Raw genomic sequence first — 24,841 nt, forward strand, 5'->3', positions numbered from 1 at the left:
ATTAACTCTCCTGTAGTCTCGTGATAGAATCGCCGCGTTTTAACGACGGTCGGTCAGGAAATCTGTCTGACCGCCACAACAATTACATAAGGATTAAAGCTATGGGTTTTCTTTCCGGTAAGCGCATTCTGGTAACCGGTGTTGCCAGCAAACTGTCCATCGCCTACGGTATCGCTCAGGCGATGCACCGCGAAGGAGCTGAACTGGCATTCACCTACCAGAACGATAAACTGAAAGGCCGCGTAGAAGAATTTGCAGCTCAATTGGGTTCAAACATCGTTCTGCAGTGTGATGTTGCAGAAGATGCCAGCATCGACACTATGTTCGCTGAACTGGGTAATGTTTGGCCGAAATTTGACGGTTTTGTTCATTCCATCGGTTTTGCCCCTGGCGACCAACTGGATGGCGACTATGTGAACGCCGTTACCCGTGAAGGCTTTAAAATCGCTCACGACATCAGCTCCTACAGCTTTGTAGCAATGGCTAAAGCGTGCCGTTCTATGCTGAATCCAGGTTCCGCCCTACTGACACTCTCTTATCTGGGTGCTGAGCGTGCTATCCCTAACTATAACGTTATGGGTCTGGCGAAAGCGTCTCTGGAAGCGAACGTGCGTTATATGGCAAATGCGATGGGGCCGGAAGGCGTACGTGTGAACGCTATTTCTGCAGGTCCGATTCGTACACTGGCAGCTTCTGGTATCAAAGATTTCCGTAAAATGCTGGCACATTGTGAAGCCGTTACGCCGATTCGCCGTACTGTTACCATCGAAGATGTAGGTAACTCTGCTGCATTCCTGTGCTCTGATCTCTCCGCGGGTATCTCCGGTGAAGTTGTTCACGTTGACGGCGGTTTCAGCATCGCTGCAATGAACGAGCTGGAACTGAAATAAGTTTTATACCCTAAATAATTCGGGTTGCAGGACAAAACGCCAGTGGCTCTGAAGGGGCGATAACCCGCTGGCGTAGCACACGCAACTTATATGCCGGGCGACGATTCCGTCGCCCACATTTTGTATATACCATTCTGATATTTCATATCTCTTATCAATCTTTTATCACTTTCTCACCTTGCGTCAGGATATTCATCCCGCTTTAAGACCAAGGAAAGCCCATGGAACAACGCCGTATTACAGGCAAAAGCCACTGGTATCATGAAACCCAATCCAGCACATCACCTCACGATCCGCTGCCACTGGTGCCCGAGGCCGCTAACTGTACGGATAAATTTTTGCTGGATTTGGCGCTAAGCGAGAATGAACAAATGCCCTTTCAGGCGTGGCTTTCCCCATCCCGGCAACTGGCAAACCAATTATTCCCACAGGCAATAACACTGAGCAAATTGCATAGCTTCAGCCTTTACGAGCGAATGAGTACCGCTCTGACTGTCGCTCAGGTATGTGGTGTGCAACGGCTGTGTAATCATTATGCTGCGCGGCTGGCCCCTCTTCCTGGCCCGGATTCATCCAGAGAAAGTAATCATCGCCTGGCGCAAATCACCCAATACGCCCGACAACTGGCCTCATCACCTGCGGTAATTAATACACGGTCACGCCAACAATTAAACGATGTGGGTCTGTCGGAAAAAGATATGTTGATCATCAATTTGATTATCGGCTTCGTGGGCTTTCAGGCACGTGTGATTGCTGCTTTTCAGGCGTATCTGTCACAACCTGCACGGTGGCTCCCTGGACAGGATACACAACAGTTTGCCGATACTTCGCTCTTTCAACAACAGCACACCCGGTGGCGCTCAGCATTCCCTCTTGTGGACGAATCTAATGCCAGTCAACAGCAGTTGGATTCTCTTGCATCCTGCGCGGACATCCCAGACTTACGCCACCTTGCACCGGTACTGGCAAGGGAACCAGAACTGCTTACGCTGTCTCGTCAAATCGTGAATGCACTGGCGCTATTATTCCCTGCTTCACCTTTGGCAGATTTCACCGCACTGCTGGTTTCGCGGATTAATGGCAGTGTTGATTGCTTTAATAGCAGGATAACTTTATCTGAACTGTCTGAATTTAGATCGGTATTACGCGCAGACGAAAAAGAAATAAAACAATGGATCAATGGGCGCCTTGAATTGCGAAATGGCCTTCAGGCGATTCAGCTATTGACCATAGCTCCTGACCGCTTTAGCACTGATCAATTCGAGCTCTTATGTCATCAGGAGTTGTCCTCGGCAAACGCTATTCATGTGTTAGCTTGCTGTGGGCTATACGGATGGATTAATCGATTAAAAATCGGCTTGGGTGAAACATATTAGCCTTGCCGCAACAGACAGAATCGCGTAAAACTGTCAGCCGCTCTTTTGGCCACGAAAATAGACGAATATGTTTCAGGACAACCCGCTGCTAGCGCAGCTAAAACAGCAACTTCATTCCCAGACGCCACGTGCTGAAGGGGTGGTAAAAGCCACCGAAAAAGGCTTTGGCTTCCTGGAAGTCGATGCACAAAAAAGTTATTTCATCCCACCGCCGCAAATGAAAAAAGTTATGCACGGCGATCGGATAATTGCAGTGATCCATAGCGAAAAAGATCGCGAATCTGCGGAGCCGGAAGAACTGGTCGAACCGTTCCTGACTCGCTTTGTGGGCAAAGTTCAGGGCAAAAATGATCGTTTGTCTATTGTGCCTGACCATCCGTTATTGAAAGATGCCATTCCTTGCCGTGCGGCACGTGGTGTTGATCATCAATTCAAAGAAGGCGACTGGGCAGTTGCGGAAATGCGCCGCCATCCGCTGAAAGGCGATCGCTCTTTCTACGCCGAATTAACCCAATTTATTACTTTTGGTGATGACCACTTTGTACCGTGGTGGGTCACCCTCGCCCGCCATAATCTTGAACGTGAAGCACCAAACGGCGTGGCAACCGAAATGCTTGATGAAGGTCTGGTGCGTCAGGATTTGACCGCCCTTAACTTTGTCACTATCGATAGCGCCAGCACTGAAGACATGGATGATGCGCTGTATGCTGAAGCACTACCTGATGGCAAACTGCAATTAACAGTCGCAATTGCAGATCCTACTGCCTGGATTGCTGAAGGCAGCAAGCTGGATAACGTGGCAAAAATTCGCGCGTTTACCAACTACTTGCCGGGCTTCAATATTCCCATGTTGCCGCGCGAATTGTCTGACGATCTTTGCTCACTGCGTGCATTTGAAGTTCGCCCGGCGCTGGCATGCCGGATGACTATCGCCGCAGATGGCACCATCGAAGACGATATTGAATTCTTTGCTGCAACTATCGAGTCTAAAGCGAAACTGGTCTATGACGAGGTTTCTGACTGGCTGGAAAACAGTGGGAATTGGCAACCGGAAAATGATGCCATTGCAGAACAAATCCGTCTGCTGGCGCAAATCTGCCAGCGTCGCGGTGAGTGGCGTCATAACCATGCACTCGTATTTAAAGATCGTCCTGATTATCGCTTTATCCTGGGTGAAAAAGGCGAAGTGCTGGATATCGTTGCAGAACCGCGTCGTATCGCCAACCGTATCGTTGAAGAAGCCATGATCGCAGCCAATATTTGTGCTGCTCGAGTACTTCGCGACAAAATCGGTTTTGGGATCTACAACGTTCATATGGGCTTTGATCCCGCTAATGCTGATGCTCTGGCTGCGCTGCTGAAAACTCACGGTCTGCACGTCGATGCGCAAGAAGTGCTGACTCTGGAAGGTTTTTGTAAACTGCGCCGCGAACTGGATGCCCAACCGTCAGGTTTTCTTGACAGCCGTATTCGCCGTTTCCAGTCATTTGCTGAAATTAGTACTCAACCAGGGCCACATTTTGGCCTGGGGCTTGAGGCTTACGCCACCTGGACGTCACCTATTCGTAAATATGGCGACATGATCAACCATCGTTTACTGAAAGCGGCAATTAAAGGCGAAACTGCCAGCCGCCCTCAGGATGAAACGACTGTCCAAATGACCGAACGCCGTCGCCTTAACCGCATGGCTGAGCGTGATGTCGGTGACTGGCTGTATGCGCGATTCCTGAAAGATAAAGCGGGCACAGACACTCGCTTCGCCGCAGAAATCATTGATATTAGCCGTGGTGGTATGCGTGTACGGTTGGTTGACAATGGTGCAGTTGCATTTATCCCTGCCCCTTTCCTGCACGCTGTTCGTGATGAACTGGTATGCAGTCAAGAGAACGGCACCGTGCAAATTAAAGGCGAGACAGTGTACAAAGTGACAGATGTCATTGATGTCACCATCGCCGAAGTACGTATGGAAACCCGCAGCATTATTGCCCGTCCGGTCGCCTGATATCATTACTGAACGGTCTTCTTCCAGTGGGAAGGCCGTTTAATTCCTCGTTCACTCCTCATTCCATAAGTTACACAAAACTATTTTTCCCCGTAACTATGCTTTTTCCCCAATCTGAATTACAACTAATTGTATAAATAAAACAATACGTTCTCTTTACATCACCTAATCTTAATCATCGCTGATAGCTGCGGTATGTGCTTGCAACAAGATGGTGTAGATCATGAAAATCGTTATGGAGCCTGCCACGTTGTATAACTATTTGGGTACTCACACTCCTTTCTGGCGTTTGTCAGATAACTGTAATGTTCTGCATCTTTCGACGATTGAAGCAGCAGAATCTGAACGCACCATTGAGTTATCTCCTGAACAAGCTAACCGTATTCGTGAAATGACGGTTATTACTTCCAGTATGATGATGACGCTACCGCTGGAAGAAAGTGATGTTTCAGTTCATCTGGTTGGACGCAAAATCAATAAGCGTGAATGGGCAGGCAGCGCATCCGCATGGCATGATACCCCTTCTGTTGCTCGTGACTTAATGCACGGGCTTTCTTTTGCTGAACAGGTTGTCTCCGAAGCGAACTCAGCCATTTTGATCCTCGACAGCCGGGGCAACATTCAACGATTTAATCGCTTATGCGAAGAATATACCGGTTTAAAAGAACATGAAGTCATTGGTCAAAGCGTATTCAAACTCTTTATGAGTCGTCGGGAAGCTGCAGCCTCCCGACGTAACATTGACGTTTTTTTCCGTAGTGGAAACGCATGGGAAGTTGAACGCTGGATCAAAACCCGTAAAGGACAACGCCTGTTCCTTTTTCGCAATAAATTCATTCATAGCGGCAGTGGTAAAAATGAAATTTATTTAATCTGTTCGGGGACTGATATCACTGAGGAGCGTGTGGCCCAGGAACGTCTGCGGGTACTCGCCAATACAGATACGATTACCGGGCTTCCTAATCGTAACGCTATTCATGAGTTGATCGATAATGCTATCGTTCAGACTACAAACGCTCAGGTCGGCATTGTTTATCTCGATCTCGATAATTTCAAAAAAGTGAACGATGCTTACGGCCATATGTTTGGTGACCAACTGCTGCAAGCCGTTGCATTGGCCATACTCAGTTGTCTCGATAACGATCAGACGCTGGCACGTCATGGTGGTGATGAGTTTATCGTCCTGGCACCAGACACTTCACAAGGTGCGCTTGAAGCCATGGCATCTCGTATTCTTACGCGCCTGCGCTTACCTTTTCGTATTGGTTTGATTGAAGTACAGACCGGCTGCTCGGTTGGCATTGCACTTTCACCTTTGCATGGTCATGACAGCGACAGTCTTATCCGGAGCGCCGATACGGCCATGTACACCGCTAAAGAAGGCGGTCGAGGTCAATTCTGTGTCTTTTCTCCCGAAATGAATCAGCGTGTTTTTGAGTATTTGTGGCTGGACACTAACTTACGTAAAGCTCTGGAGAATGATCAACTGCTGATTCACTATCAACCAAAGGTCACTTGGCGCGGAGAAGTGCGCAGTCTCGAAGCGCTGGTACGATGGCAGTCGCCTGAGCGTGGACTCATTCCTCCGGGTGAATTTATCTCTTATGCAGAAGAATCAGGATTAATTGTTCCGCTTGGTCGCTGGGTCATTCTTGATGTAGTGCGCCAGGTGGCAAAATGGCGAAGCAAAGGAATTAATTTACGTGTAGCGGTCAACATTTCTGCTCGCCAACTGGCAGACCAAACTATTTTTACCTATCTGAAACAAGTTTTGCATGAGCTTGATTTTGAATACTGCCCTATCGACGTAGAATTAACCGAACGCTGTCTGCTCGAAAATGAAGCACTGGCGTTGTCTGTCATTCAGCAATTTAGCCGCCTCGGGGCGCAGGTGCACCTGGATGATTTTGGTACGGGATATTCATCACTGTCACAACTGGCACGTTTTCCTATAGATGCCATAAAACTCGATCAGGCCTTTGTTCGCAATATACACAAGCAATCTGTTTCTCAGTCGTTAGTGAGGGCGATTGTGGCGGTTGCTCAGGCACTTAACCTGCAAGTCATTGCCGAAGGTGTTGAAAGCGTGAAAGAGGATGCTTTCCTGACGAAAAATGGCGTTAACGAACGACAAGGTTTTTTGTTTGCCAAACCCATGCCTGCTGTAGCCTTTGAGCGTTGGTATAAGCGTTATTTAAATAAAACAATGCGTTGAACTCGCTGGAGATGATTAACTACATGCAAAGAAAATGATGACGCAATACATAATTTTGCCAATTAACTATTATCCGGGCAATTTTCCACTTCTCTTTTAGTCGCATTTTTTGCATCATTAAATCTTGTAACTTTTTAGTCATAGGGATGACGATATGTTTGAACTTGATGCGCAACGCCTCGCCGAAAGAATTGACACAGTGCTGGATATCCTTGTGGCTGGAGATACCCATTCCGCCATTCATAATCTTGAGATTCTTAAGGCGGAATTATTAAGCAAAGTTAAAGATAACGCTCAGAGTGGCACGCCTAAATCTCCATGGGAAATTTAATGCGTACCCATGCGGTTCACTCCTGAATTACTCCGATATTAAAACTAAAACCATGAATTCTCGACAGCAAACAATATTACAGATGGTCATTGATAAGGGTCAGGTTAGCGTAGCAAAACTCGCCAAAGTGACGGGTGTTTCTGAGGTAACCATCCGACAAGATCTTAATGCCCTTGAAAAAATGAGCTTTTTACGCCGTGCCCACGGTTACGCCGTATCGCTGGACAGCGATGATGTCGAAACGCGGATGATGAGCAATTACACGCTCAAGCATAAGCTGGCACAGTACGCTGCTACGTTGGTGAACCCTGGCGAGTCCGTGTTTATCGAAAACGGCAGTTGCAATGCTCTGCTTGCCAGGGCGCTGGCAGAGCAGAAAGATGTCACCATCATCACTGTCAGTAGCTATATCGCCCATCTTCTGAAAGAAACACCTTGTGAAATTATTCTTCTCGGCGGCATCTACCAGAAAAAAAGCGAAAGTATGGTTGGGCCACTCACCCGCCAGTTCTTACAGCAGGTTCATTTTAGTAAGGCATTCATTGGCATAGACGGTTGGCAAGCAGAAACTGGTTTTACTGGCCGCGATATGATGCGTTCTGACGTGGTCAATGCGGTTCTGGAGAAAGGTGCTGAAGCCATTGTACTTACCGATAGTTCCAAGTTTGGTGCGTTACACCCTTATCCTCTCGGTCCAGTCCACAAATTTAACCGCGTCATCACCGATGCCAAAATATCTCCCGATGCCCAAAAGTATATGGAGGATTCAGGGTTGGCGGTTGATATCGTTGACATAAAATAAACGTGTTTCCCCGATATATCTTGATGATTTGCCTTCTGGCAAATCATCTACTCTCTGAGATTTATCTTATCCCTTAATTAAGACTTTTTACCTGTCTTTAACATACCAGCGTTGTAAAATTAATATTAGCGATATAACAGGAAGTTACTATCACCAGCGTGATTAAAGTACCCCTGCGCAACTCGGCTTCCCGGAATTCTCTTTATCTGCTGTCATATTTACTATAGTTAAAGGGAGCTTATTTCCGTGAATCTTTAATTCAGGAGAAAGTATTATGTTTGTAACGAGCAAAAAAATGACTGCCGCTGTTCTGGCTATTACTTTAGCGATGTCCCTGAGCGCCTGTTCTAACTGGTCCAAACGCGACCGTAATACGGCTATTGGTGCGGGTGCGGGTGCCCTTGGCGGCGCGGTATTAACTGATGGTAGCACACTGGGTACATTAGGTGGTGCCGCAGTTGGTGGTATTATCGGTCATCAGGTAGGTAAATAATCGTAAATAATTAGCGATTATTTAAATTGGTAATGAACGTTTTACAGTCATTATTTTTGTGAAACGAAATAATTGCATTATGAAATTTAAAGCCACGATGTTTAAACCGTGGCTTTAATTTTTAACCACCAGCCAGTTTAACCTTCATACCTTTGGCTTCCAGCAAAGTTTTAATTAAATCTCGCTTATCGCCTTGTATTTCAATTATACCGTCTTTAAGAGATCCACCACAGCCACATTTTTTCTTCAACTCTGCTGCCAACTTAGCCAGTTCTGCATCAGGGAGATCAACACCTGTAATCAAACAAACGCCCTTACCTTTTCGACCACTGGTTTGACGTTGAATACGTATAATCCCATCTCCTTTCGGGCGTTCAGCTACAACTTTGGGCTCATCAATACGCCCTGTCTCAGTTGAGTAAACAAGGCGGCTATTTGAATCATTCATCATCCATGTCCTTTTAAAGATGCATTGATGGTTTTCAGTGTCTGGGCAGGATCTTCAGATTGCGTTACCGGGCGTCCAATAACCATATAATCTACGCCTGCTGCCAGTGCCTGTTCTGGCGTCATAATACGGCGCTGATCTCCAGCAGCACTACCTTGTGGACGAATTCCCGGCGTAACAAGTTTAAAATCCTCACCGAATGCCTGTTTAAAACGCACTGCCTCCTGAGCTGAACAAACTACGCCATCGAGACCACATTTTTGGGTTAACCCAGCCAGACGTTCCGCATATTGTGCAGGTGACACTGTCACGCCAAGATCTGCTAAATCACTGGCTTCCATACTGGTCAGGACAGTCACGGCAATCAAAAGCGGTGCGTCTTTACCAAACGGGAGTAACGCTTCGCGGGCTGCGGTCATCATGCGCGCCCCACCCGATGCATGAACGTTCACCATCCATACCCCCAGGTCTGCAGCAGCAGCTACCGCATGTGCAGCAGTATTTGGGATATCATGAAATTTCAAATCGAGAAAGATGTCGAAACCACGTTGCTGTAATTCACGCACGAACTGTGGCCCGAAGAGGGTAAACATCTCTTTACCCACTTTCAGACGACAGTCGCGCGGATCAATTTTGTCGACAAATGCCAGTGCGTTCTCGCGATTATGATAATCAAGAGCAACAACAATGGGGGAATCAGTGACAATACGAGAAGAAGATGAAGCTGTAGACGTCATGACCAGACCTTCTTAATGATGGGCACCATCTGCGGCGCAAAATGGGTAAACGGCGTGCATTCTACCTGTAGTATCAAAAAATTAACAGGCACGTTTACCTGTAAGGACTGTTTACAGGTGATGATGCCAAAGTTTGTCTACATTATCATCTGCAAGGATGTTGTAACTAATATAATGGTTTTTTTATTAATTACAGACCATCAAGACCACGAATTGGTTTGATTGTTGACCATGCACGGCAGGATGGGCAATGCCAGTACAGCGTATAAGCTGTAAAGCCACATTTCTGACAGCGATAACGCGGTTTGCTACGTACCTGCTCACCCACCATATCACGCAGGACCATCAAACTCTCTTTCGCACGCCCTTCTTCTGCTTCATTAAGGTGATAGTCCATTAATTTGTGAAAAACACGCATTGTGGGATGACGCTGTAACTGGCGGGTTATATAAACCTGTGCGGTATCACGCCCTTCACGCGTCTCAAGAATATCGGCAAGCATAAGTTCTGCAGCAGCTCCCGTATTCTCCTCTACAGCCCGACGCAGGAACTCTTCCCACTCATCATTTTTACCCAGTTGCTGATAGCAGGTCTGCAGCATTTCCAGCGTTTCGCTAACCAACTCTTTATCCTGAGCAATGACGCGTTGCAGGCTTTCAACGGCTTTAGCAAACTCGCCTTTCGCCATAAAGATCCGTCCCATCATGATGGATACGCGAGCACTATTTTTATCTGCTGCAGCTCCTTTCTTCAGTAAAGCCATGGCCCGGTCCAGATCATCACTCGCCATCAGTTGCAGTGCCAACTCGCAATAAAAATGCGCAATTTCGATACGGTGTTTTTCTTTTCCCAGTTTTACCAGTCGTTCAGCAACATCAATCGCTTTTTGCCAGTCGCTGGTTGCCTGGTAAATTTGCAGTAATTGCTGCAATGCGCCAACACGAAAATCTGTTTCATCCGTCAACTGATTAAACATATCTTCCGCCCGGTCATATAACCCGGCAGCCATGTAATCACGGCCAAGTTGTTGCACCGCCAGCAATCGCTGTTCGTAGGTTAACGAGGCGCTTTCCATTAATGTCTGATGAATACGAATGGCACGGTCTACTTCACCGCGAGAGCGAAACAGGTTTCCGAGGGTGAGATGGGCTTCAACGGTACCGGTATCCTCTTTCAGCATGTCGAGGAACAGGTCCACCGCTTTATCTTGTTGGTTACTCAGAAGGAAGTTAACCCCGGCGACATAATCACGCGACAGGCGGTTAGCTTCCTCCTGTTTTGTTTGTTGCGCACTTCTGCGCCCCATATACCAGCCATAGGCAGCGGCAACAGGTAACAGCAGAAACAACAACTCCAGCATAGATAATTATTCCTTCACAACCGGCGTAGTATTCGTTACCGCAACGTCGGTCGCAGGCGAAAGCTGATTTTCCAGGCGTTTAATTTTACGTTCAGCACGAGCAAGAGAAACGCGAACACGCAGCCAGAAAAGGCCACAAATCAACCAACCAATAGCAAAACCAGCGGCAAACAATACAGCCAGTAAGGTTGAGATGCGAAACTCACCCTGTGCCAACAAATAATTAAACGTCACTATTTGGTCGTTTTGCGCACCCAATGTTACCGAAATCACAAAAATCGCTAACACCAGTAAGAAAATGAGTAAATATTTCACATTACTTCCCGTTATGTGGTTAGAGCGAATAAATTATGTTCAATTTAACGCAATTAGCCTTCTAAATTACCATTTTCAGGGCGTCTGCGAAATGGAAAACAATCAGTCTGGTTACTGATTTATAGGCTTAATGCGGAAAATCAACCACTGTTAGCTTTCTTCTTCCCGCTGAGCAATCTCATACTTCTCTTCCGGCGGTGGTGTTAATGGTCCACAAAGTCGCTGCGCAAGCCATGTTGCCAACGTCACCAGTAGCCAGGAAATCAATGTCGCGACGACCAGATCACGCGGCCAATGCATACCTAACAGTAGACGGCTCCCCATGACAGCCGTTGCCCAAACCAGCAAAATTGCGATTGTTAGTGTCCTTCTGCGTGGCCATAACAACCCAATTGCTAACAGTGCCCAGCTGGCCGCAAACATGGTATGCCCGGATGGAAACGCAAAGCCAGTTTCTTTTTGCCAGTGTTGACGTAAAAAAACAGGTATATGAAGTTGATCAGTGAGTTGTTTTTTGACCAACTCTCCTCTTTCCTTCCGCTTTAAAGTGTAGAACTCATCGACCGGGATATGATGCGTTTTTTCCAACCAGAGTACAAAGGGACGTGGCTCTTGCACACTATCTTTGATCAAGGATTTTACCCCTTGCCCGATCAAAATAGCCCCCGCCAGAATCACAAACAGCATCACCGCCGCTTTTAAACGAAAACGAAGACACCAGAGAAACCAGCCACAAAGTAGAGTATGGGTGATAATCCCCCAGGGTTGCGTCACCGTTTCTGTCACCCAAAAAAGGACTTTCAGCCAGCGACTCTCTTCTTCCGGTTGCCAATGCCAGCCAGAAATCCACGCGGCCAGCGGCATAACTAATAATAGCGCAGCCCCAACTGTTGTACGCTTTGCAATAGAAAGCATGAACACTCCTTTTGTCGGTAAGTTGCCCAATCATAACTGAAATTTCTGCTGGCCGGGAAAATTGACAGATTTGTGCCATTCTAGAATTGTTTTGTTGGCGGCAATTAGGAGAAGTCCTTAACATTATGGCAAAATAACAAAATTGAATAGCCAACAGGCGAAGACACCAGCTTTATCTGGAGATTTACATGCAGCTTAAACGAGTGGCAGAGGCCAAACTGCCTACCCCATGGGGCGATTTCCTGATGGTGGGATTTGAAGAACTGGCAACCGGACATGACCACGTCGCTTTGGTTTTTGGCGATATTTCAGGCCAGACGCCTGTACTGGCTCGCGTTCACTCTGAATGTCTGACCGGTGATGCATTATTCAGCTTGCGCTGTGATTGCGGTTTTCAACTGGAAGCTGCGCTAACGCATATTGCTGAAGAAGGACGCGGTATATTGCTTTATCACCGTCAGGAAGGTCGAAATATTGGTTTATTGAATAAGATTCGTGCCTATGCGTTGCAAGATCAGGGGTACGATACTGTCGAAGCTAATCATCAGTTAGGTTTCGCAGCAGACGAGCGCGATTTTACCCTCTGTGCTGATATGTTTAAGCTCCTTGGGGTCGATGCTGTTCGTCTCCTCACCAATAATCCCAAGAAAGTCGAAATTCTCACCGAAGCAGGGATTAATATCGTTGAGCGCGTTCCGTTAATTGTCGGACGGAATCCCAAAAACGCACATTATCTTGATACCAAAGCCGCAAAAATGGGACATCTGTTAGGTAAAACAGAATAACGCCCTGAATGTAGAGCTATTAATGCCCGCTGGTTATGTACCTGCGGGCATTTTTATTAGTTAACTCAACATATTACGTATCACATAGTGCAATATGCCATCGTTCTGGTAATAGGTAAGTTCCGTGCCTGTGTCGATTCGGCAGCGGCAAGGGATTACGTCTTGTTTGCCATCAGCTCGTGTCAATTTCACCTCAATTGTCGCACCTGACTGTAAATTTTGCAGGTCGGCAATGTCTATCATCTCTTCACCGGTCAACCCCAGGGTTTTGCGTGTCACACCTTGTGGAAACTCCAGTGGCAATATCCCCATACCGATCAAGTTAGAGCGATGAATGCGCTCAAAAGACTCCGCAATCACCACACGTATCCCCAGTAAACGAGGCCCTTTTGCCGCCCAGTCACGACTGGAGCCGGAGCCATACTCTTTACCCGCTATCACCGCCAGTGGCGTTTTTTCCTGCTGGTAGAGCATTGCCGCATCGTAAATAGGCATCACATTAGTTCCTGGTATATGACGCGTCATTCCCCCCTCCACGCCCGGCACCATTTCATTGCGAATACGAATATTGGCAAACGTTCCGCGCATCATCACTTCGTGATTACCACGTCGTGAACCATAGGAGTTGAAATCTTTACGCTCTACACCACGGCTTTGCAAATAACGTCCTGCTGGACTATCAGGTTTGATACTTCCCGCCGGAGAAATATGGTCAGTTGTTACAGAATCTCCCAGCATTGCCAGAATCCGTGCACCGTGAATATCCTGCACTGGCGCGGGAGTGGCCTCCATTTCGTCGAAGAACGGTGACAGACGAATGTAAGTGGAGTCAGGTTGCCATTCATAAGTTGCTGAACGTTCAACCTGGATAGCTTTCCAGTCCGGCGTGCCTTCAAACACTTCAGCGTACTCTTTGCGGAACATCTCAGAAGAAACCAGCGCGACAGCCCTGGCAATCTCTTGTGCTGAAGGCCAGATATCTTTCAGATAAACCGGATCGCCTTTGCGGTCATGCCCCAGCGGATCTTTCGCCAGGTTAATGTTCATATTTCCCGCCAGCGCATAAGCGACCACCAGAGGTGGTGAAGCCAACCAGTTGGTTTTAACCAGGGGGTGAATACGGCCTTCAAAGTTACGGTTACCGGAAAGCACCGCCCCCACAGTAAGATCGCCTTTTTTGATGGCACTTTCGATAGGTTCAGGCAATGGGCCAGAGTTACCAATACAAGTAGTACAACCGTAGCCCACCAGATTAAAGCCTAATTCGTCCAGATACGGCGTCAGCTTAGCTTTTGCCAGATAATCAGAGACAACTTTTGAGCCCGGTGCCAGGGAGGCTTTAACCCATGGCTGTCGCTTCAAACCAAGAGTGACGGCCTTTTTCGCCAGTAATCCTGCAGCCATCAGAACGCTGGGGTTGGAGGTATTAGTACAGGAAGTTATCGCCGAGATCACCACGGCGCCATCAGGTAACTGATAATGGTGACCATTCATCACATAATCGACTGGCTGACGATCTTTTTGTGCTGTATTCAACTCAAGTTCGCTACTGGCTGCAAAGGCTTTTGGTACATCGGCCAACGCAACTCGATCCTGAGGACGTTTGGGCCCCGCAAGACTGGCTTCGACATCATTCATATCCAGTTCTAATGTACTGGTAAATACCGGTTCATCACCGGTATTACGCCACATTCCTTGTGCTTTGGCATATGCTTCGACCAGTTGAATTTGATCTTCACTGCGACCGCTTAAGCGCATATATTCCAGCGTGACGCCATCAATAGGAAAAAAACCACATGTTGCACCATATTCTGGTGACATGTTGGCAATAGTTGCGCGATCTGCCAGCGGTAACGAATCCAGTCCATCACCATAAAATTCAACAAATTTACCCACAACACCATGCTTACGCAGCATTTGAGTGACCGTCAATACAAGGTCGGTTGCGGTTATTCCTTCACGTAATTTTCCGCTGAGTTTAAATCCCACAACATCGGGGATGAGCATTGAAACAGGTTGCCCTAACATCGCTGCTTCTGCTTCGATTCCTCCCACGCCCCATCCCAGTACACCAAGTCCATTAATCATGGTGGTATGGGAGTCGGTGCCTACCAGCGTGTCAGGATAGGCCACCCATTCTTTATCCTGTAATTCACTCCATACCGCTTTACCCAGGTATTCCAGATTCACCTGATGGCAAATACCTGTTCCCGGCGGCACAACGCTAAAGCGACTAAAGGCCTGTTGTCCCCACTTCAGAAAAACGTAACGCTCATGGTTGCGCTCCATTTCCAGGCGCACGTTTTCTTCAAATGCTTCATCATCACCAAAGTGGTCAACAGTTACAGAGTGGTCAATAACCAGATCAACAGGTGACAGTGGATTTACTTTTGCAGTATCACCACCTAAGCGTTTTACAGCTTCGCGCATGGCGGCCAGGTCTACCACCGCCGGAACACCTGTAAAATCTTGCATCAGAACTCGTGCCGGACGATACGCAATCTCACGGTCAGCATGGGCATTTTTCAACCATCCGGCCAATGCCTGGATATCTTCTTCTGTGACAGAATCGCCATCCTGCCAACGTAGCAGGTTTTCCAGCAGTACTTTGAGAGACTTGGGTAGACGGGAAATATCACCCACTGATTTTGCGGCCAGGGGCAGACTGTAGTAGTGGTAAGTTTTATCATTCGTCTGCAATGTATCCTTACAGGCTTCTCGTAGGGTTGACGACATAGCTCCTCCTTAATAACAGGGTTGCGATGCCCTGATTCTCCTCAGGGTAGTATTAAAGATAACACAAACTAAATGTAACGTTTTGATAACAACTCAAAAGGTTAAAAGAGGGAGAAACTGTCAGGAGTAAGCCCGATGGTTGATACACCATCGGGCGGCAGTATTTTGGAAGAATTAGCGAGAGACGTACCAGATTAATTCAGCCCAGAAAAGGAATGACAGCGAAAACGCTCCGATCCATGACCAGTACTTCATATTTGTCGTATTCATCGGCGACACCATGACAATTTTTAGGACCAGTATTGAGATATTCTCAACGTGTATTGCTGTGGTGTATGAGTAAAATCAGAAAACTGATGATATATACCCGCCATGCTTCAAGTTGTATGTGTTGTGGCTGTGGGTTATTCAGTCCATCCATGGGCTTCCTCTCTTACAGAGCCACTGCAAACAACGTTCGAATTCACTCATGCGACCCCTGATTCATTTACGGAAATCAAGCTCCTGCGAACTCACTCGCTTGCCACCCGAATTATTTAGGGTAAATCAGAACGAATTTATTATTGTTTTGGCAATTCATCTTCGTCGCACATTTCAATAAATGCACGCTGTTGTGGTGTTAACTCCCAGCTTTCGGGAATACAGGTAACCATGCCGTTCGGTATGTACTCTGAGGAGTCACATGTTTTAACTAATGGAGTTATCTGCTGTTGTTCCTGAGTAACCATCAATTATCCCCACACTTTCCAGACCAACAGAGCAACAACAACCCAGAACAGCGCAGAACCGAGGAATACGGCAAGCCATGCTTTGCGTTTAAGTTCAGGATCCCTGCGTGGTTGCTGGTTTCCGGATGGCATTACTGACCTCTCCAAATCGACATTACTTATCATTTCCGCACCAATTAATCGGTACAATTAATCATCCAATGAGACAAATCCTAAATAAACTTTAGTCAAAAATCCAGTCAATTTACGAATCGTTTCCAGTGAATAAATCAATCTTTTGAGCGGAATTAAATAAATGAGTGCCAAAATTTGCGAGAGGAGTATTTAACCACTATTTTGAGTCCAAAATTACCTTGTTAAATTCATGGTTTTATTTTTTTGCGATAAGAGTCATGAAAAAGGAAAATATTCGATATCTTTAAAAAAAAGATACCGAATAAAAATGGTAATGATTATTTTTCCGGTAATTTGATGTCTTTAAACATTGCTTCAATTTCTTCATTAGAACGCAATGCTACGGCAGCATCAACAACATCACGTGTTAAATGTGGCGCAAAACGCTGAATAAAATCATACATATAACTACGTAAAAAAGTACTACGACGGAAACCGATTTTGGTAGTGCTGTGACTGAATATATCGTGAGCATCAACACGCACCAGGTCTGGATCGGCAACATCATCCACTGCCATACTGGCGATCACCCCGACACCCAGTCCTAAACGAACATAAGTTTTAATAACATCTGCATCAGTGGCGGTAAAAACAATGCGCGGCGTTAACCCGGCACGATTGAAAGCGGTATCCAGCTCCGAACGACCGGTGAAGCCAAAGGTATAGGTTACCAGCGGGTATTGCGCCAGTTCTTCAATGGTTACGGAGCCTTTTGTGGCTAACGGGTGTTCTGGTGTCACCACAATCGAGCGATTCCAGTGATAACAAGGCAGCATAACCAAATCTTCATACAAGTGAAGAGCTTCCGTAGCAATAGCAAAATCTGCATTCCCTTTTGAAACCGCTTCAGCAATCTGCGTGGGCGAGCCCTGGTGCATATGCAAAGAAACGCGCGGATAGCGCTCGATAAAGCCCTTAATCACACCAGGTAATGCATATCGTGCCTGTGTGTGAGTGGTGGCTATATATAGCGAACCTTTATCAGGCCAGGTATGTTCACCTGCCACAGATTTAATGGCATCAACTTTCGACAGAACTTCACGAGCAATGCGGATAATTTCCTGCCCTGCAGGAGTGACCTGGGTAAGATGTTTACCGCTGCGGGCAAAAATCTGAATACCCAACTCATCTTCCAGCATTCTTACTTGTTTACTGATACCTGGTTGCGACGTGTAAAGCCCTTCAGCGGTTGAGGAGACATTAAGGTTGTGATTAACCACCTCAACTATGTAGCGAAGTTGCTGTAATTTCATGTTAAACCATCCAATTAGTGCCAGCGCTTCATCGTTTTTTAGCCGTCTCGCAGGAGACACTAATACGATTTAATAATAAGAAAAGTGATAACTATAACCACTATATCATTTATATCTTTGCTGTATAGATAGTATTAAAAAATAGTGAAATTACACGAAAAAGGGTCGCATCCGCGACCCTTTTGGAGGAGTTGGCTACCGTGGGTAATTATTTCTTACCTTCGACCCACTTACCATCAATGTAGAATGCGGACCATCCAGTAGCTTTACCCTCTTTTTCCGAAGAGACATATTGCTGCTTCGTTTTGCGGCTAAAGCGGACCATCGATTTATTACCAGCTGGGTCCTGCTGCGGTGCATCCGCCAGATAGCGCAGTTTTTCTGGCAGACGGTCGCGGAAGCGATAAAGTTCTTCCACCAGCGGCGCACGTGTTTCACGCGATTTCGGGAAGGTGTTAGCCGCAAGGAAGACGCCAGCAGCACCGTCACGCAGCACGAAATAAGCATCCGATTTTTCACACGGCAGCTCTGGCAGTGGAACTGGATCTTCTTTCGGCGGCGCAACTTCGCCATTACGTAAAATCTTACGCGTGTTTTTACACTCTTCGTTAGTGCAGGCCATGTACTTACCGAAGCGCCCCATTTTCAGGTGCATTTCAGAACCACATTTTTCACACTCAACGATCGGCCCGTCATAACCTTTAATGCGGAATTCGCCCTCTTCGATTTCGTAACCGTCGCAGGTTGGGTTATTACCACAGACATGCAATTTACGTTTCGGATCGATGAGATAGCTGTCCATCGCCGTGCCACATTTCGGGCAACGACGTTTGGCGCGCAAAGCGTTGGTTTCTGCGTCTTCGCCTTCCAGCACGTTAAGAACTTCGTTTTCCGGTACCAGGTTAATGGTTGTTTTGCAACGCTCTTTCGGTGGCAGCGCATAGCCGGAACAGCCCAGGAATACCCCCGTGCTGGCGGTACGAATCCCCATTTTGCGACCACAGGTCGGGCAGTCGATGCTGGTCAGAACCATCTGATTTGGGCGCATACCACCCTCTTCCGGATCTTTTTCAGCTTTATCAAGCTGCTGAGTGAAATCCGAGAAGAAGTGATCCAGTACAGCTTTCCACTCTGCTTCGTGATTTGCCACCTGGTCGAGGCTGTTTTCCATCTGTGCGGTGAAGTCGTAGTTCATTAACTCACGGAAATTCTCTTCCAGGCGATCGGTGACGATTTCGCCCATTTTTTCCGCATAGAAACGACGATTTTCTACTCGCACATAGCCACGATCCTGAATGGTCGAAATGATCGACGCGTAGGTAGACGGACGACCGATACCGCGTTTTTCCAGCTCTTTAACCAGCGATGCTTCACTGAAACGGGCTGGCGGCTTGGTAAAGTGCTGGGCTGGTGTCAGTTCAACGAGCGTCAGAGCATCGCCTTTATCGACTGCCGGTAAGATACGATCTTCATCGCCTTTACGCAGCGCAGGCATCACTTTCGTCCAGCCATCAAAGCGCAAAATACGACCGCGTGCTTTCAGGCGGAAATCGCCCGCACCAACGGTCAGCGTCGTGGAGTCATATTTCGCTGGGGTCATCTGGCAGGCAACGAACTGACGCCAGATTAACTGGTACAGTTTCTGCGCATCTGCTTCCATATCCTTCAGCGATTCCGCCATCACATTGACGTCAGAAGGACGAATCGCTTCGTGCGCTTCCTGTGAGTTTTCTTTGCTGGCGTACTGATTCGGACTTTCCGGCAGATATTTCTTACCAAAATTATCGCTGATATAACCGCGAACCATATTTACTGCGTCCTGACTCAGGTTGGTGGAGTCGGTACGCATGTAAGTGATATAGCCTGCTTCATACAAACGCTGCGCCATCATCATGGTTTTTTTCACGCCAAAACCAAGACGGGTGCTGGCAGCTTGTTGCAGCGTAGAGGTAATAAAAGGAGCGCCAGGTTTACTGGTTGTCGGTTTGTCTTCACGTTCCAGCACGCTGTAGCGCGCTTTTTCCAGCAGACTTACCGCAGCCTGAGTTTGTTCTTTGTTGACCGGGCGGAACGGTTTGTCGTTCTGATGAGTAACCTGTAATGCCAGTGCATCGCCAGAAGGCGTCGTGGTATTAGCGTCTACTTCCCAGAATTCTTCCGGGACGAAGGCTTTAATTTCACGCTCACGCTCCACCACCAGACGAACAGCAACGGACTGTACCCTTCCCGCGGAGAGACCGCGGGCGATCTTTTTCCACAGCAGTGGAGAGACCATATATCCCACCACGCGGTCCATAAAGCGACGCGCCTGCTGGGCATTTACACGATCAATATTTAACTCTCCAGGCTTTTCAAAGGCCTGACGAATCGCGTTTTTCGTGATTTCATTAAAGACAACGCGACTATAGCGCGCATCATCACCACCAATTACTTCCCGCAGGTGCCAGGCAATGGCTTCCCCTTCGCGGTCAAGGTCGGTTGCGAGATAGATGTGATCGGCTTTTTCAGCCAATTGTTTGAGTTCAGAGACAACTTTCTCTTTACCAGGCAGCACTTCATAGTGCGCCTCCCAGTTGTGCCATGGATCAACCCCCATACGGTTGACCAGAGCGCCACGTTCATCCTTTTTAGGCTTTTTAGCCGTTTTGGTGGAGGTAGAGTCGGCGCTCTTTTTAGCGGTTGAGCCACTGGTCGGCAAATCACGGATATGACCAACACTGGATTTCACCACATAGTCATTACCCAGATACTTGTTGATCGTTTTGGCTTTTGCCGGGGACTCAACGATGACGAGAGCTTTACCCATATTCACCTTTACCTAATTTGATTCTTCCAGGAATGCGTCGCACGTTGATTCACCTTCCGCTGGCGACGAAACGTCGATATGGTTTCGCAACTGGCGGATATCAACCCCTTATACTGACTTTGTGCTCTATAGAGTCAGGTGACTGAGTTAACAGGTCGGGTTTTCAAGCGCTATAGCACGACGGAAATTCGGTCGAATGTCAAGCAAATCTGTTACCAGTTTGCCGAAAGCGTCACACTGTACCTGATAAAATCCGTTACGCAACTGTATTAGCATTCAAAAGCAAATCTTGCCAGTGTTTAGACCCTGGGGTTAATACCGGAATATTTGCCCATCTCATCTCCCGAGCGTAGACTAATGTCCTTGTTTAAGGAGTAAATAATGCGCAAAGATACTCAACCCATCGATCGTGAAACACTGCTCAAGGAAGCCAATAAAATCATCCGTGAGCATGAGGATACACTGGCCGGAATTGAAGCTACTGATGTAACTGAACGCAATGGTGTTCTGGTTTTCAGTGGCGATTACTTTTTAGACGAGCAAGGATTACCTACTGCTAAAAGTACTGCCGTATTTAATATGTTTAAACATCTCGCGCACGTACTGTCTGAAAAATATCACCTTGTTGATTAAAGCAAAACGCGAGGCCTGAACCTCGCGTTTGTTTTTACATCAATGGTTTTTGCCCACGCTGCCACCAGCGTAGCAACAGACGGTCCGCACTTTCAGCTGCGCTTCCGGTGAATCTGTCCAGCAGCTTTTTGCGCTGCATATAACGAACATTGACCACTTCACGACCATCCATCAGGCCGAGAATTACGTCATCACTGGTATTAATTTCATCCACCAGACCTTTTTCCAGCGCCTGTTGACCATACCAGTGTTCACCTGTTGCCACCTGATCAATATCCAGAGACGGACGCATACGCTTCACAAAATCTTTAAAGAGCAGATGCGTTTCGTTCAGCTCTTCGCGGAATTTCTCGCGCCCTTCTTCGGTATTTTCACCCAGCAGCGTCAATGTGCGTTTATATTGCCCCGCAGTGTGAAGCTCAATATCAATATCTTTGCTTTTCAGGAAGCGATTAAAGTTAGGCAATTGCGCCACCACGCCAATGGAGCCAACAATAGCAAACGGTGCAGAGACAATTTTATCTGCCACGCAGGCCATCATATAACCACCGCTGGCGGCTACTTTATCAACAGTGACAGTCAAAGGAATATTGTGATCTCGCAACCGCTGTAACTGTGACGCTGCCAAACCATAACCGTGTACCACGCCGCCAGGGCTTTCCAGGCGAACCACCACTTGATCCTGCGGTTTATATACTGCCAGTACAGCCGTTATTTCTTCCCGTAAAGCGGTGACTTCATGGGCATCCATACTGCCTTTAAAGTCCAGAACCCATACTCGTGGTTTATCTGAACTAAGCGTCTCACCTTGTTTGGCTTTCGCTTTTGCCAGTTTGGCCTCTTGTTTATGTTTTTTCTTCTGCGCCTTGTGCCAGATTTTCTGTTGATGTGCATCCATCAACGCCGTAGCCAGCTCTTCCTTCATCTCCTCATATTGTTCGCTCAACCGGGTAATACGCAGCTCTCCACGCTGACGTTTATTCTTTTGCGCAACATTGACAATAATGGCGGCTATCGCGGCGATAGCCAGCACAACTGTCACGATTTTCGCTAAAAAAAGCCCATATTCAGACAACAATTCCACAAGTCCCACCTTGGTTTATCAACGCAATTTTCGCTCAGTTTACAACAGGTCTTTTTCATCGTCTCGCAGGGAATCTTCTCAAATCAAATAATGCCAAAATATTCATATTTCGCCTTATCTCCGTCCGCTGATTGAAAAAATAGAGGGTTTCAGGCATAACACCACAAAGTCGTAACAAAAAGCCAACTGGCAAAACGATCCGCTGGACCGTTAGGGAGTCGTGATGCATTACCAACCCAAACAAGATTTATTGCACGATCGTATTATTCTGGTCACCGGAGCAAGTGACGGTATTGGTCGTGAAGCAGCGCTAACATACGCGCGCTATGGTGCAACGGTTATTTTACTGGGAAGAAACGAAGATAAATTACGCCAGGTGGCAAAAGCCATAACCGAAGAAACAGATCGCAAGACCCAATGGTATATCCTCGACTTACTTACCTGTTCATCTGAGGATTGTTATCATCTGGCCGCCCAAATTTCTGAAAATTATCCACGACTGGACGGCGTGCTGCATAACGCCGGGTTGCTCGGCGATGTTTGCCCAATGAGCGAACAAAATCCGCAGGTCTGGCAGGACGTCATGCAGGTCAACGTTAATGCCACCTTTATGCTCACCCAGGCACTGCTTCCTTTATTACTCAAATCGGACGCTGGTTCACTGGTCTTTACTTCATCAAGCGTTGGACGTCAGGGGCGTGCAAACTGGGGCGCATATGCAGCATCGAAATTTGCCACCGAAGGGATGATGCAGGTACTGGCCGATGAATATCAGCAACGTCTGCGCGTTAACTGTATTAACCCAGGCGGTACGCGCACCGCAATGCGGGCCAGCGCCTTCCCGACCGAAGATCCACAGAAACTTAAAACACCCGCTGATATCATGCCGCTCTACCTCTGGCTGATGGGCGATGACAGCCGCCGTAAAACCGGCATGACCTTTGACGCCCAACCGGGCCGTAAACCAGGAATATCCCAATGAGTGATGAACGCTACCAACAGCGTCAGCAGCGTGTAAAAGATAAAGTGGATGCCCGTGTGGCCCAGGCCCAGGATGAACGCGGTATTATCATCGTCTTTACCGGCAATGGAAAAGGCAAAACCACCGCAGCATTTGGTACGGCAACACGCGCAGTTGGTCACGGAAAAAAAGTGGGCGTCGTGCAGTTTATTAAAGGCACCTGGCCTAATGGCGAACGAAATCTGCTGGAACCACACGGCGTTGAGTTTCAAGTGATGGCAACGGGCTTTACCTGGGATACGCAAAACCGCGAATCTGATACCGCGGCCTGCCGTGAAGTCTGGCAACATGCCAAACGAATGCTGGCAGATGCTTCACTGGATATGGTTTTGCTCGATGAGCTGACGTATATGGTGGCGTATGACTATTTACCACTGGATGAAGTGGTGCAGGCGTTAAATGAACGTCCACATCAACAGACGGTGATTATCACGGGTCGTGGTTGTCATCGGGATATTCTTGAACTGGCGGATACGGTAAGTGAATTACGCCCCGTCAAACATGCGTTTGATGCCGGTGTTAAGGCGCAAATCGGGATTGATTATTAAGTGAAAGCACCTCAAAAGTTCGCCTCTTGAGGTGCTAATTTTAGATACTGAATGGCTTCAAATGAAGAAAAGGCGCCGCAGGGCCTTTATTTAATACTTAACTTAAATTAACCGTTATTATTACGTCCACCAGAACGACGACCGCCGCTGACCTGGCTGTGACGTTTCACCGCACGACGAATTTGATTCGCCTTCATACGACGACGGTCTTTTTCTACAGCAACTTTAGAGCTGGTTTCTGGCGGTAGTTCCACCAGCTCACGCAGATAGTTAGTCTGGGCAAGATCCAGCTCAGTCCAGCCACCGCGTGGCAGACCTTTCGGCAGTGGGATATCACCGTAACGCACGCGGATCAGACGGCTCACCTGCACACCAACAGCTTCCCAAAGACGACGAACTTCACGGTTACGGCCTTCGGTCAGAGTAACGTTGTACCACTGGTTGATCCCTTCGCCGCCGCTGAACTTAATGGTTTTAAAGGCTGCCGGACCATCTTCCAGCTGCACGCCACGACTCAAATCACGCAGTTTCGCGTCGTCAACCTGACCAAATACACGCACGGCATATTCACGTTCAACTTCACGGCTTGGATGCATTAAACGGTTTGCCAGCTCACCGTCGGTGGTGAACAGCAGCAGACCACAGGTGTTAACGTCCAGACGACCTACGGCAATCCAGCGTGCGCCACGCAGCTTTGGCAGACGGTCAAATACCGTTGGACGCCCTTCCGGATCGTTACGGGTACACAACTCACCTTCCGGTTTGTAATAGGCCAGAACGCGACAAATTTGTTCAGCGGACTCACGTACCGAAATCAGGTGACCATCGATACGGATTTTCAATCCAGGGGTAATTTCAACACGATCGCCGAGTTTAGCAATTTTGCCATCAACACTCACACGACCGGCTTCAATAATAGATTCGATTTCACGGCGAGAACCGTGGCCGGCACGCGCCAGCACTTTCTGTAGCTTTTCGCTCATAGAGCTTCCTTTTGGTGTCGCCTTCCCAGGCGTCTGATATGCTTTTGTGCAACAATGAGTCAGAACTTACATCTGACTCACTGATAGTAAAGTCTGTTTGAACTCTCCAGGCCTTAAGTAAACGACTCGACGTTTTAACTGGCCTGGCTTTGAGGCGCAACATACTACACTATCTTTATGGTTAAAGCTTGTTTCGATTAACATAA

Annotated in this window: 24 protein-coding genes; 11 read left to right on the plus strand and 13 right to left on the minus strand. The window is 47.5% G+C overall.

Translation table 11 applies throughout. The features are described 5' to 3' along the window. Positions 1–101: 101 nt before the first annotated feature. From fabI to osmB, 7 genes are all read left to right on the plus strand, one after another. Positions 102–890, plus strand: a complete 789-nt coding sequence (fabI, locus tag EFER_RS08385; protein ID WP_000506495.1) for an enoyl-ACP reductase FabI — start codon at positions 102–104, stop codon at positions 888–890. 221 nt (positions 891–1,111) lie between these two features. Beyond that, complete coding sequence (locus EFER_RS08390) at positions 1,112–2,266, plus strand: CMD domain-containing protein (RefSeq protein WP_000437922.1); 1,155 nt, start codon at positions 1,112–1,114, stop codon at positions 2,264–2,266. A 67-nt stretch (positions 2,267–2,333) separates the two neighbouring features. Continuing rightward, a complete protein-coding gene (locus EFER_RS08395) occupies positions 2,334–4,268 on the plus strand; it encodes an exoribonuclease II (protein ID WP_000484962.1) in 1,935 nt (644 codons plus the stop codon). A gap of 223 nt (positions 4,269–4,491) precedes the next feature. Next, positions 4,492–6,483, plus strand: a complete 1,992-nt coding sequence (pdeR, locus tag EFER_RS08400) for a cyclic di-GMP phosphodiesterase (protein WP_000706843.1) — start codon at positions 4,492–4,494, stop codon at positions 6,481–6,483. A gap of 154 nt (positions 6,484–6,637) precedes the next feature. Continuing rightward, on the plus strand, positions 6,638–6,814 hold the full coding sequence (locus EFER_RS22950; protein ID WP_000462225.1) for a YciZ family protein: 177 nt from the start codon (positions 6,638–6,640) through the stop codon (positions 6,812–6,814). Positions 6,815–6,866: 52 nt separating this feature from the next. Continuing rightward, positions 6,867–7,616 (plus strand): DNA-binding transcriptional regulator YciT, encoded by a 750-nt coding sequence (gene yciT / locus EFER_RS08405; RefSeq protein WP_001088600.1) that lies wholly within the window; start codon positions 6,867–6,869, stop codon positions 7,614–7,616. 274 nt (positions 7,617–7,890) lie between these two features. Then, positions 7,891–8,109: an osmotically-inducible lipoprotein OsmB gene (gene osmB, locus EFER_RS08410; RefSeq protein ID WP_000498252.1), complete on the plus strand. Its 219-nt coding sequence runs from the start codon at positions 7,891–7,893 to the stop codon at positions 8,107–8,109. A 121-nt stretch (positions 8,110–8,230) separates the two neighbouring features. On the opposite strand, the gene yciH is transcribed toward osmB, so the two are convergent. The 5 genes from yciH to pgpB all read right to left on the minus strand — a co-directional run bounded on the left by yciH (position 8,231) and on the right by pgpB (position 11,884). Further along, entirely contained in the window at positions 8,231–8,557 is a 327-nt protein-coding gene (gene yciH / locus EFER_RS08415; RefSeq protein ID WP_001000060.1) for a stress response translation initiation inhibitor YciH, read from the minus strand. Next, the gene (pyrF, locus tag EFER_RS08420) at positions 8,557–9,294 is read right to left on the minus strand and encodes an orotidine-5'-phosphate decarboxylase (RefSeq protein ID WP_000204706.1); all 738 of its coding nucleotides are present in this window, start codon (positions 9,292–9,294) and stop codon (positions 8,557–8,559) included. Before pyrF ends, yciH begins: the two co-directional genes overlap by 1 nt. 190 nt (positions 9,295–9,484) lie before the next feature. Beyond that, positions 9,485–10,654 (minus strand): lipopolysaccharide assembly protein LapB, encoded by a 1,170-nt coding sequence (gene lapB / locus EFER_RS08425; RefSeq protein WP_000891386.1) that lies wholly within the window; start codon positions 10,652–10,654, stop codon positions 9,485–9,487. Positions 10,655–10,660: 6 nt separating this feature from the next. After that, the gene (locus EFER_RS08430; protein ID WP_000876276.1) at positions 10,661–10,969 is read right to left on the minus strand and encodes a LapA family protein; all 309 of its coding nucleotides are present in this window, start codon (positions 10,967–10,969) and stop codon (positions 10,661–10,663) included. A gap of 150 nt (positions 10,970–11,119) precedes the next feature. After that, entirely contained in the window at positions 11,120–11,884 is a 765-nt protein-coding gene (pgpB, locus tag EFER_RS08435; protein WP_000948638.1) for a phosphatidylglycerophosphatase B, read from the minus strand. A gap of 188 nt (positions 11,885–12,072) precedes the next feature. Here pgpB and ribA point away from each other — a divergent pair, with 188 nt between their 5' ends. After that, the gene (gene ribA, locus EFER_RS08440; RefSeq protein WP_001176286.1) at positions 12,073–12,669 is read left to right on the plus strand and encodes a GTP cyclohydrolase II; all 597 of its coding nucleotides are present in this window, start codon (positions 12,073–12,075) and stop codon (positions 12,667–12,669) included. Positions 12,670–12,729: 60 nt separating this feature from the next. Here the strand turns inward: ribA and acnA are convergent, their stop codons facing one another. The 6 genes from acnA to topA all read right to left on the minus strand — a co-directional run bounded on the left by acnA (position 12,730) and on the right by topA (position 20,366). Then, on the minus strand, positions 12,730–15,405 hold the full coding sequence (gene acnA, locus EFER_RS08445) for an aconitate hydratase AcnA (RefSeq protein ID WP_000099441.1): 2,676 nt from the start codon (positions 15,403–15,405) through the stop codon (positions 12,730–12,732). A 174-nt stretch (positions 15,406–15,579) separates the two neighbouring features. Continuing rightward, positions 15,580–15,675 (minus strand): small membrane protein YmiC, encoded by a 96-nt coding sequence (ymiC, locus tag EFER_RS24565; RefSeq protein WP_223663846.1) that lies wholly within the window; start codon positions 15,673–15,675, stop codon positions 15,580–15,582. A 290-nt stretch (positions 15,676–15,965) separates the two neighbouring features. Continuing rightward, positions 15,966–16,133 (minus strand): hypothetical protein, encoded by a 168-nt coding sequence (locus tag EFER_RS24430; RefSeq protein ID WP_000258625.1) that lies wholly within the window; start codon positions 16,131–16,133, stop codon positions 15,966–15,968. A 3-nt stretch (positions 16,134–16,136) separates the two neighbouring features. Next, positions 16,137–16,265, minus strand: coding sequence for a YmiA family putative membrane protein (locus tag EFER_RS08450; RefSeq protein WP_001139018.1), 129 nt, complete (start codon positions 16,263–16,265; stop codon positions 16,137–16,139). Between the two features lie 320 nt (positions 16,266–16,585). Then, positions 16,586–17,560, minus strand: a complete 975-nt coding sequence (gene cysB, locus EFER_RS08455) for an HTH-type transcriptional regulator CysB (protein WP_000776238.1) — start codon at positions 17,558–17,560, stop codon at positions 16,586–16,588. Between the two features lie 208 nt (positions 17,561–17,768). After that, a complete protein-coding gene (topA, locus tag EFER_RS08460) occupies positions 17,769–20,366 on the minus strand; it encodes a type I DNA topoisomerase (RefSeq protein WP_000513601.1) in 2,598 nt (865 codons plus the stop codon). A 381-nt stretch (positions 20,367–20,747) separates the two neighbouring features. On the opposite strand from topA, the gene EFER_RS08465 reads away from it, so the two are divergent. Further along, positions 20,748–20,999 carry a YciN family protein gene (locus EFER_RS08465; protein WP_001224304.1) on the plus strand — a complete coding sequence of 84 codons (252 nt, stop codon included), beginning with the start codon at positions 20,748–20,750 and terminating at the stop codon, positions 20,997–20,999. A gap of 34 nt (positions 21,000–21,033) precedes the next feature. Here the strand turns inward: EFER_RS08465 and sohB are convergent, their stop codons facing one another. Then, positions 21,034–22,083 carry a protease SohB gene (gene sohB, locus EFER_RS08470; RefSeq protein ID WP_000422030.1) on the minus strand — a complete coding sequence of 350 codons (1,050 nt, stop codon included), beginning with the start codon at positions 22,081–22,083 and terminating at the stop codon, positions 21,034–21,036. 223 nt (positions 22,084–22,306) lie between these two features. Here sohB and EFER_RS08475 point away from each other — a divergent pair, with 223 nt between their 5' ends. After that, on the plus strand, positions 22,307–23,065 hold the full coding sequence (locus EFER_RS08475; protein ID WP_000559252.1) for a YciK family oxidoreductase: 759 nt from the start codon (positions 22,307–22,309) through the stop codon (positions 23,063–23,065). Continuing rightward, positions 23,062–23,652 carry a cob(I)yrinic acid a,c-diamide adenosyltransferase gene (gene cobO / locus EFER_RS08480; protein WP_001278875.1) on the plus strand — a complete coding sequence of 197 codons (591 nt, stop codon included), beginning with the start codon at positions 23,062–23,064 and terminating at the stop codon, positions 23,650–23,652. The genes EFER_RS08475 and cobO overlap by 4 nt, the downstream gene beginning before the upstream one ends. A gap of 107 nt (positions 23,653–23,759) precedes the next feature. Here the strand turns inward: cobO and rluB are convergent, their stop codons facing one another. Then, positions 23,760–24,635, minus strand: a complete 876-nt coding sequence (gene rluB, locus EFER_RS08485; RefSeq protein WP_001291206.1) for a 23S rRNA pseudouridine(2605) synthase RluB — start codon at positions 24,633–24,635, stop codon at positions 23,760–23,762. Between the last annotated feature and the right edge of the window lie 206 nt (positions 24,636–24,841).

This window comes from Escherichia fergusonii ATCC 35469 (assembly GCF_000026225.1).
GTDB lineage: Bacteria > Pseudomonadota > Gammaproteobacteria > Enterobacterales > Enterobacteriaceae > Escherichia > Escherichia fergusonii.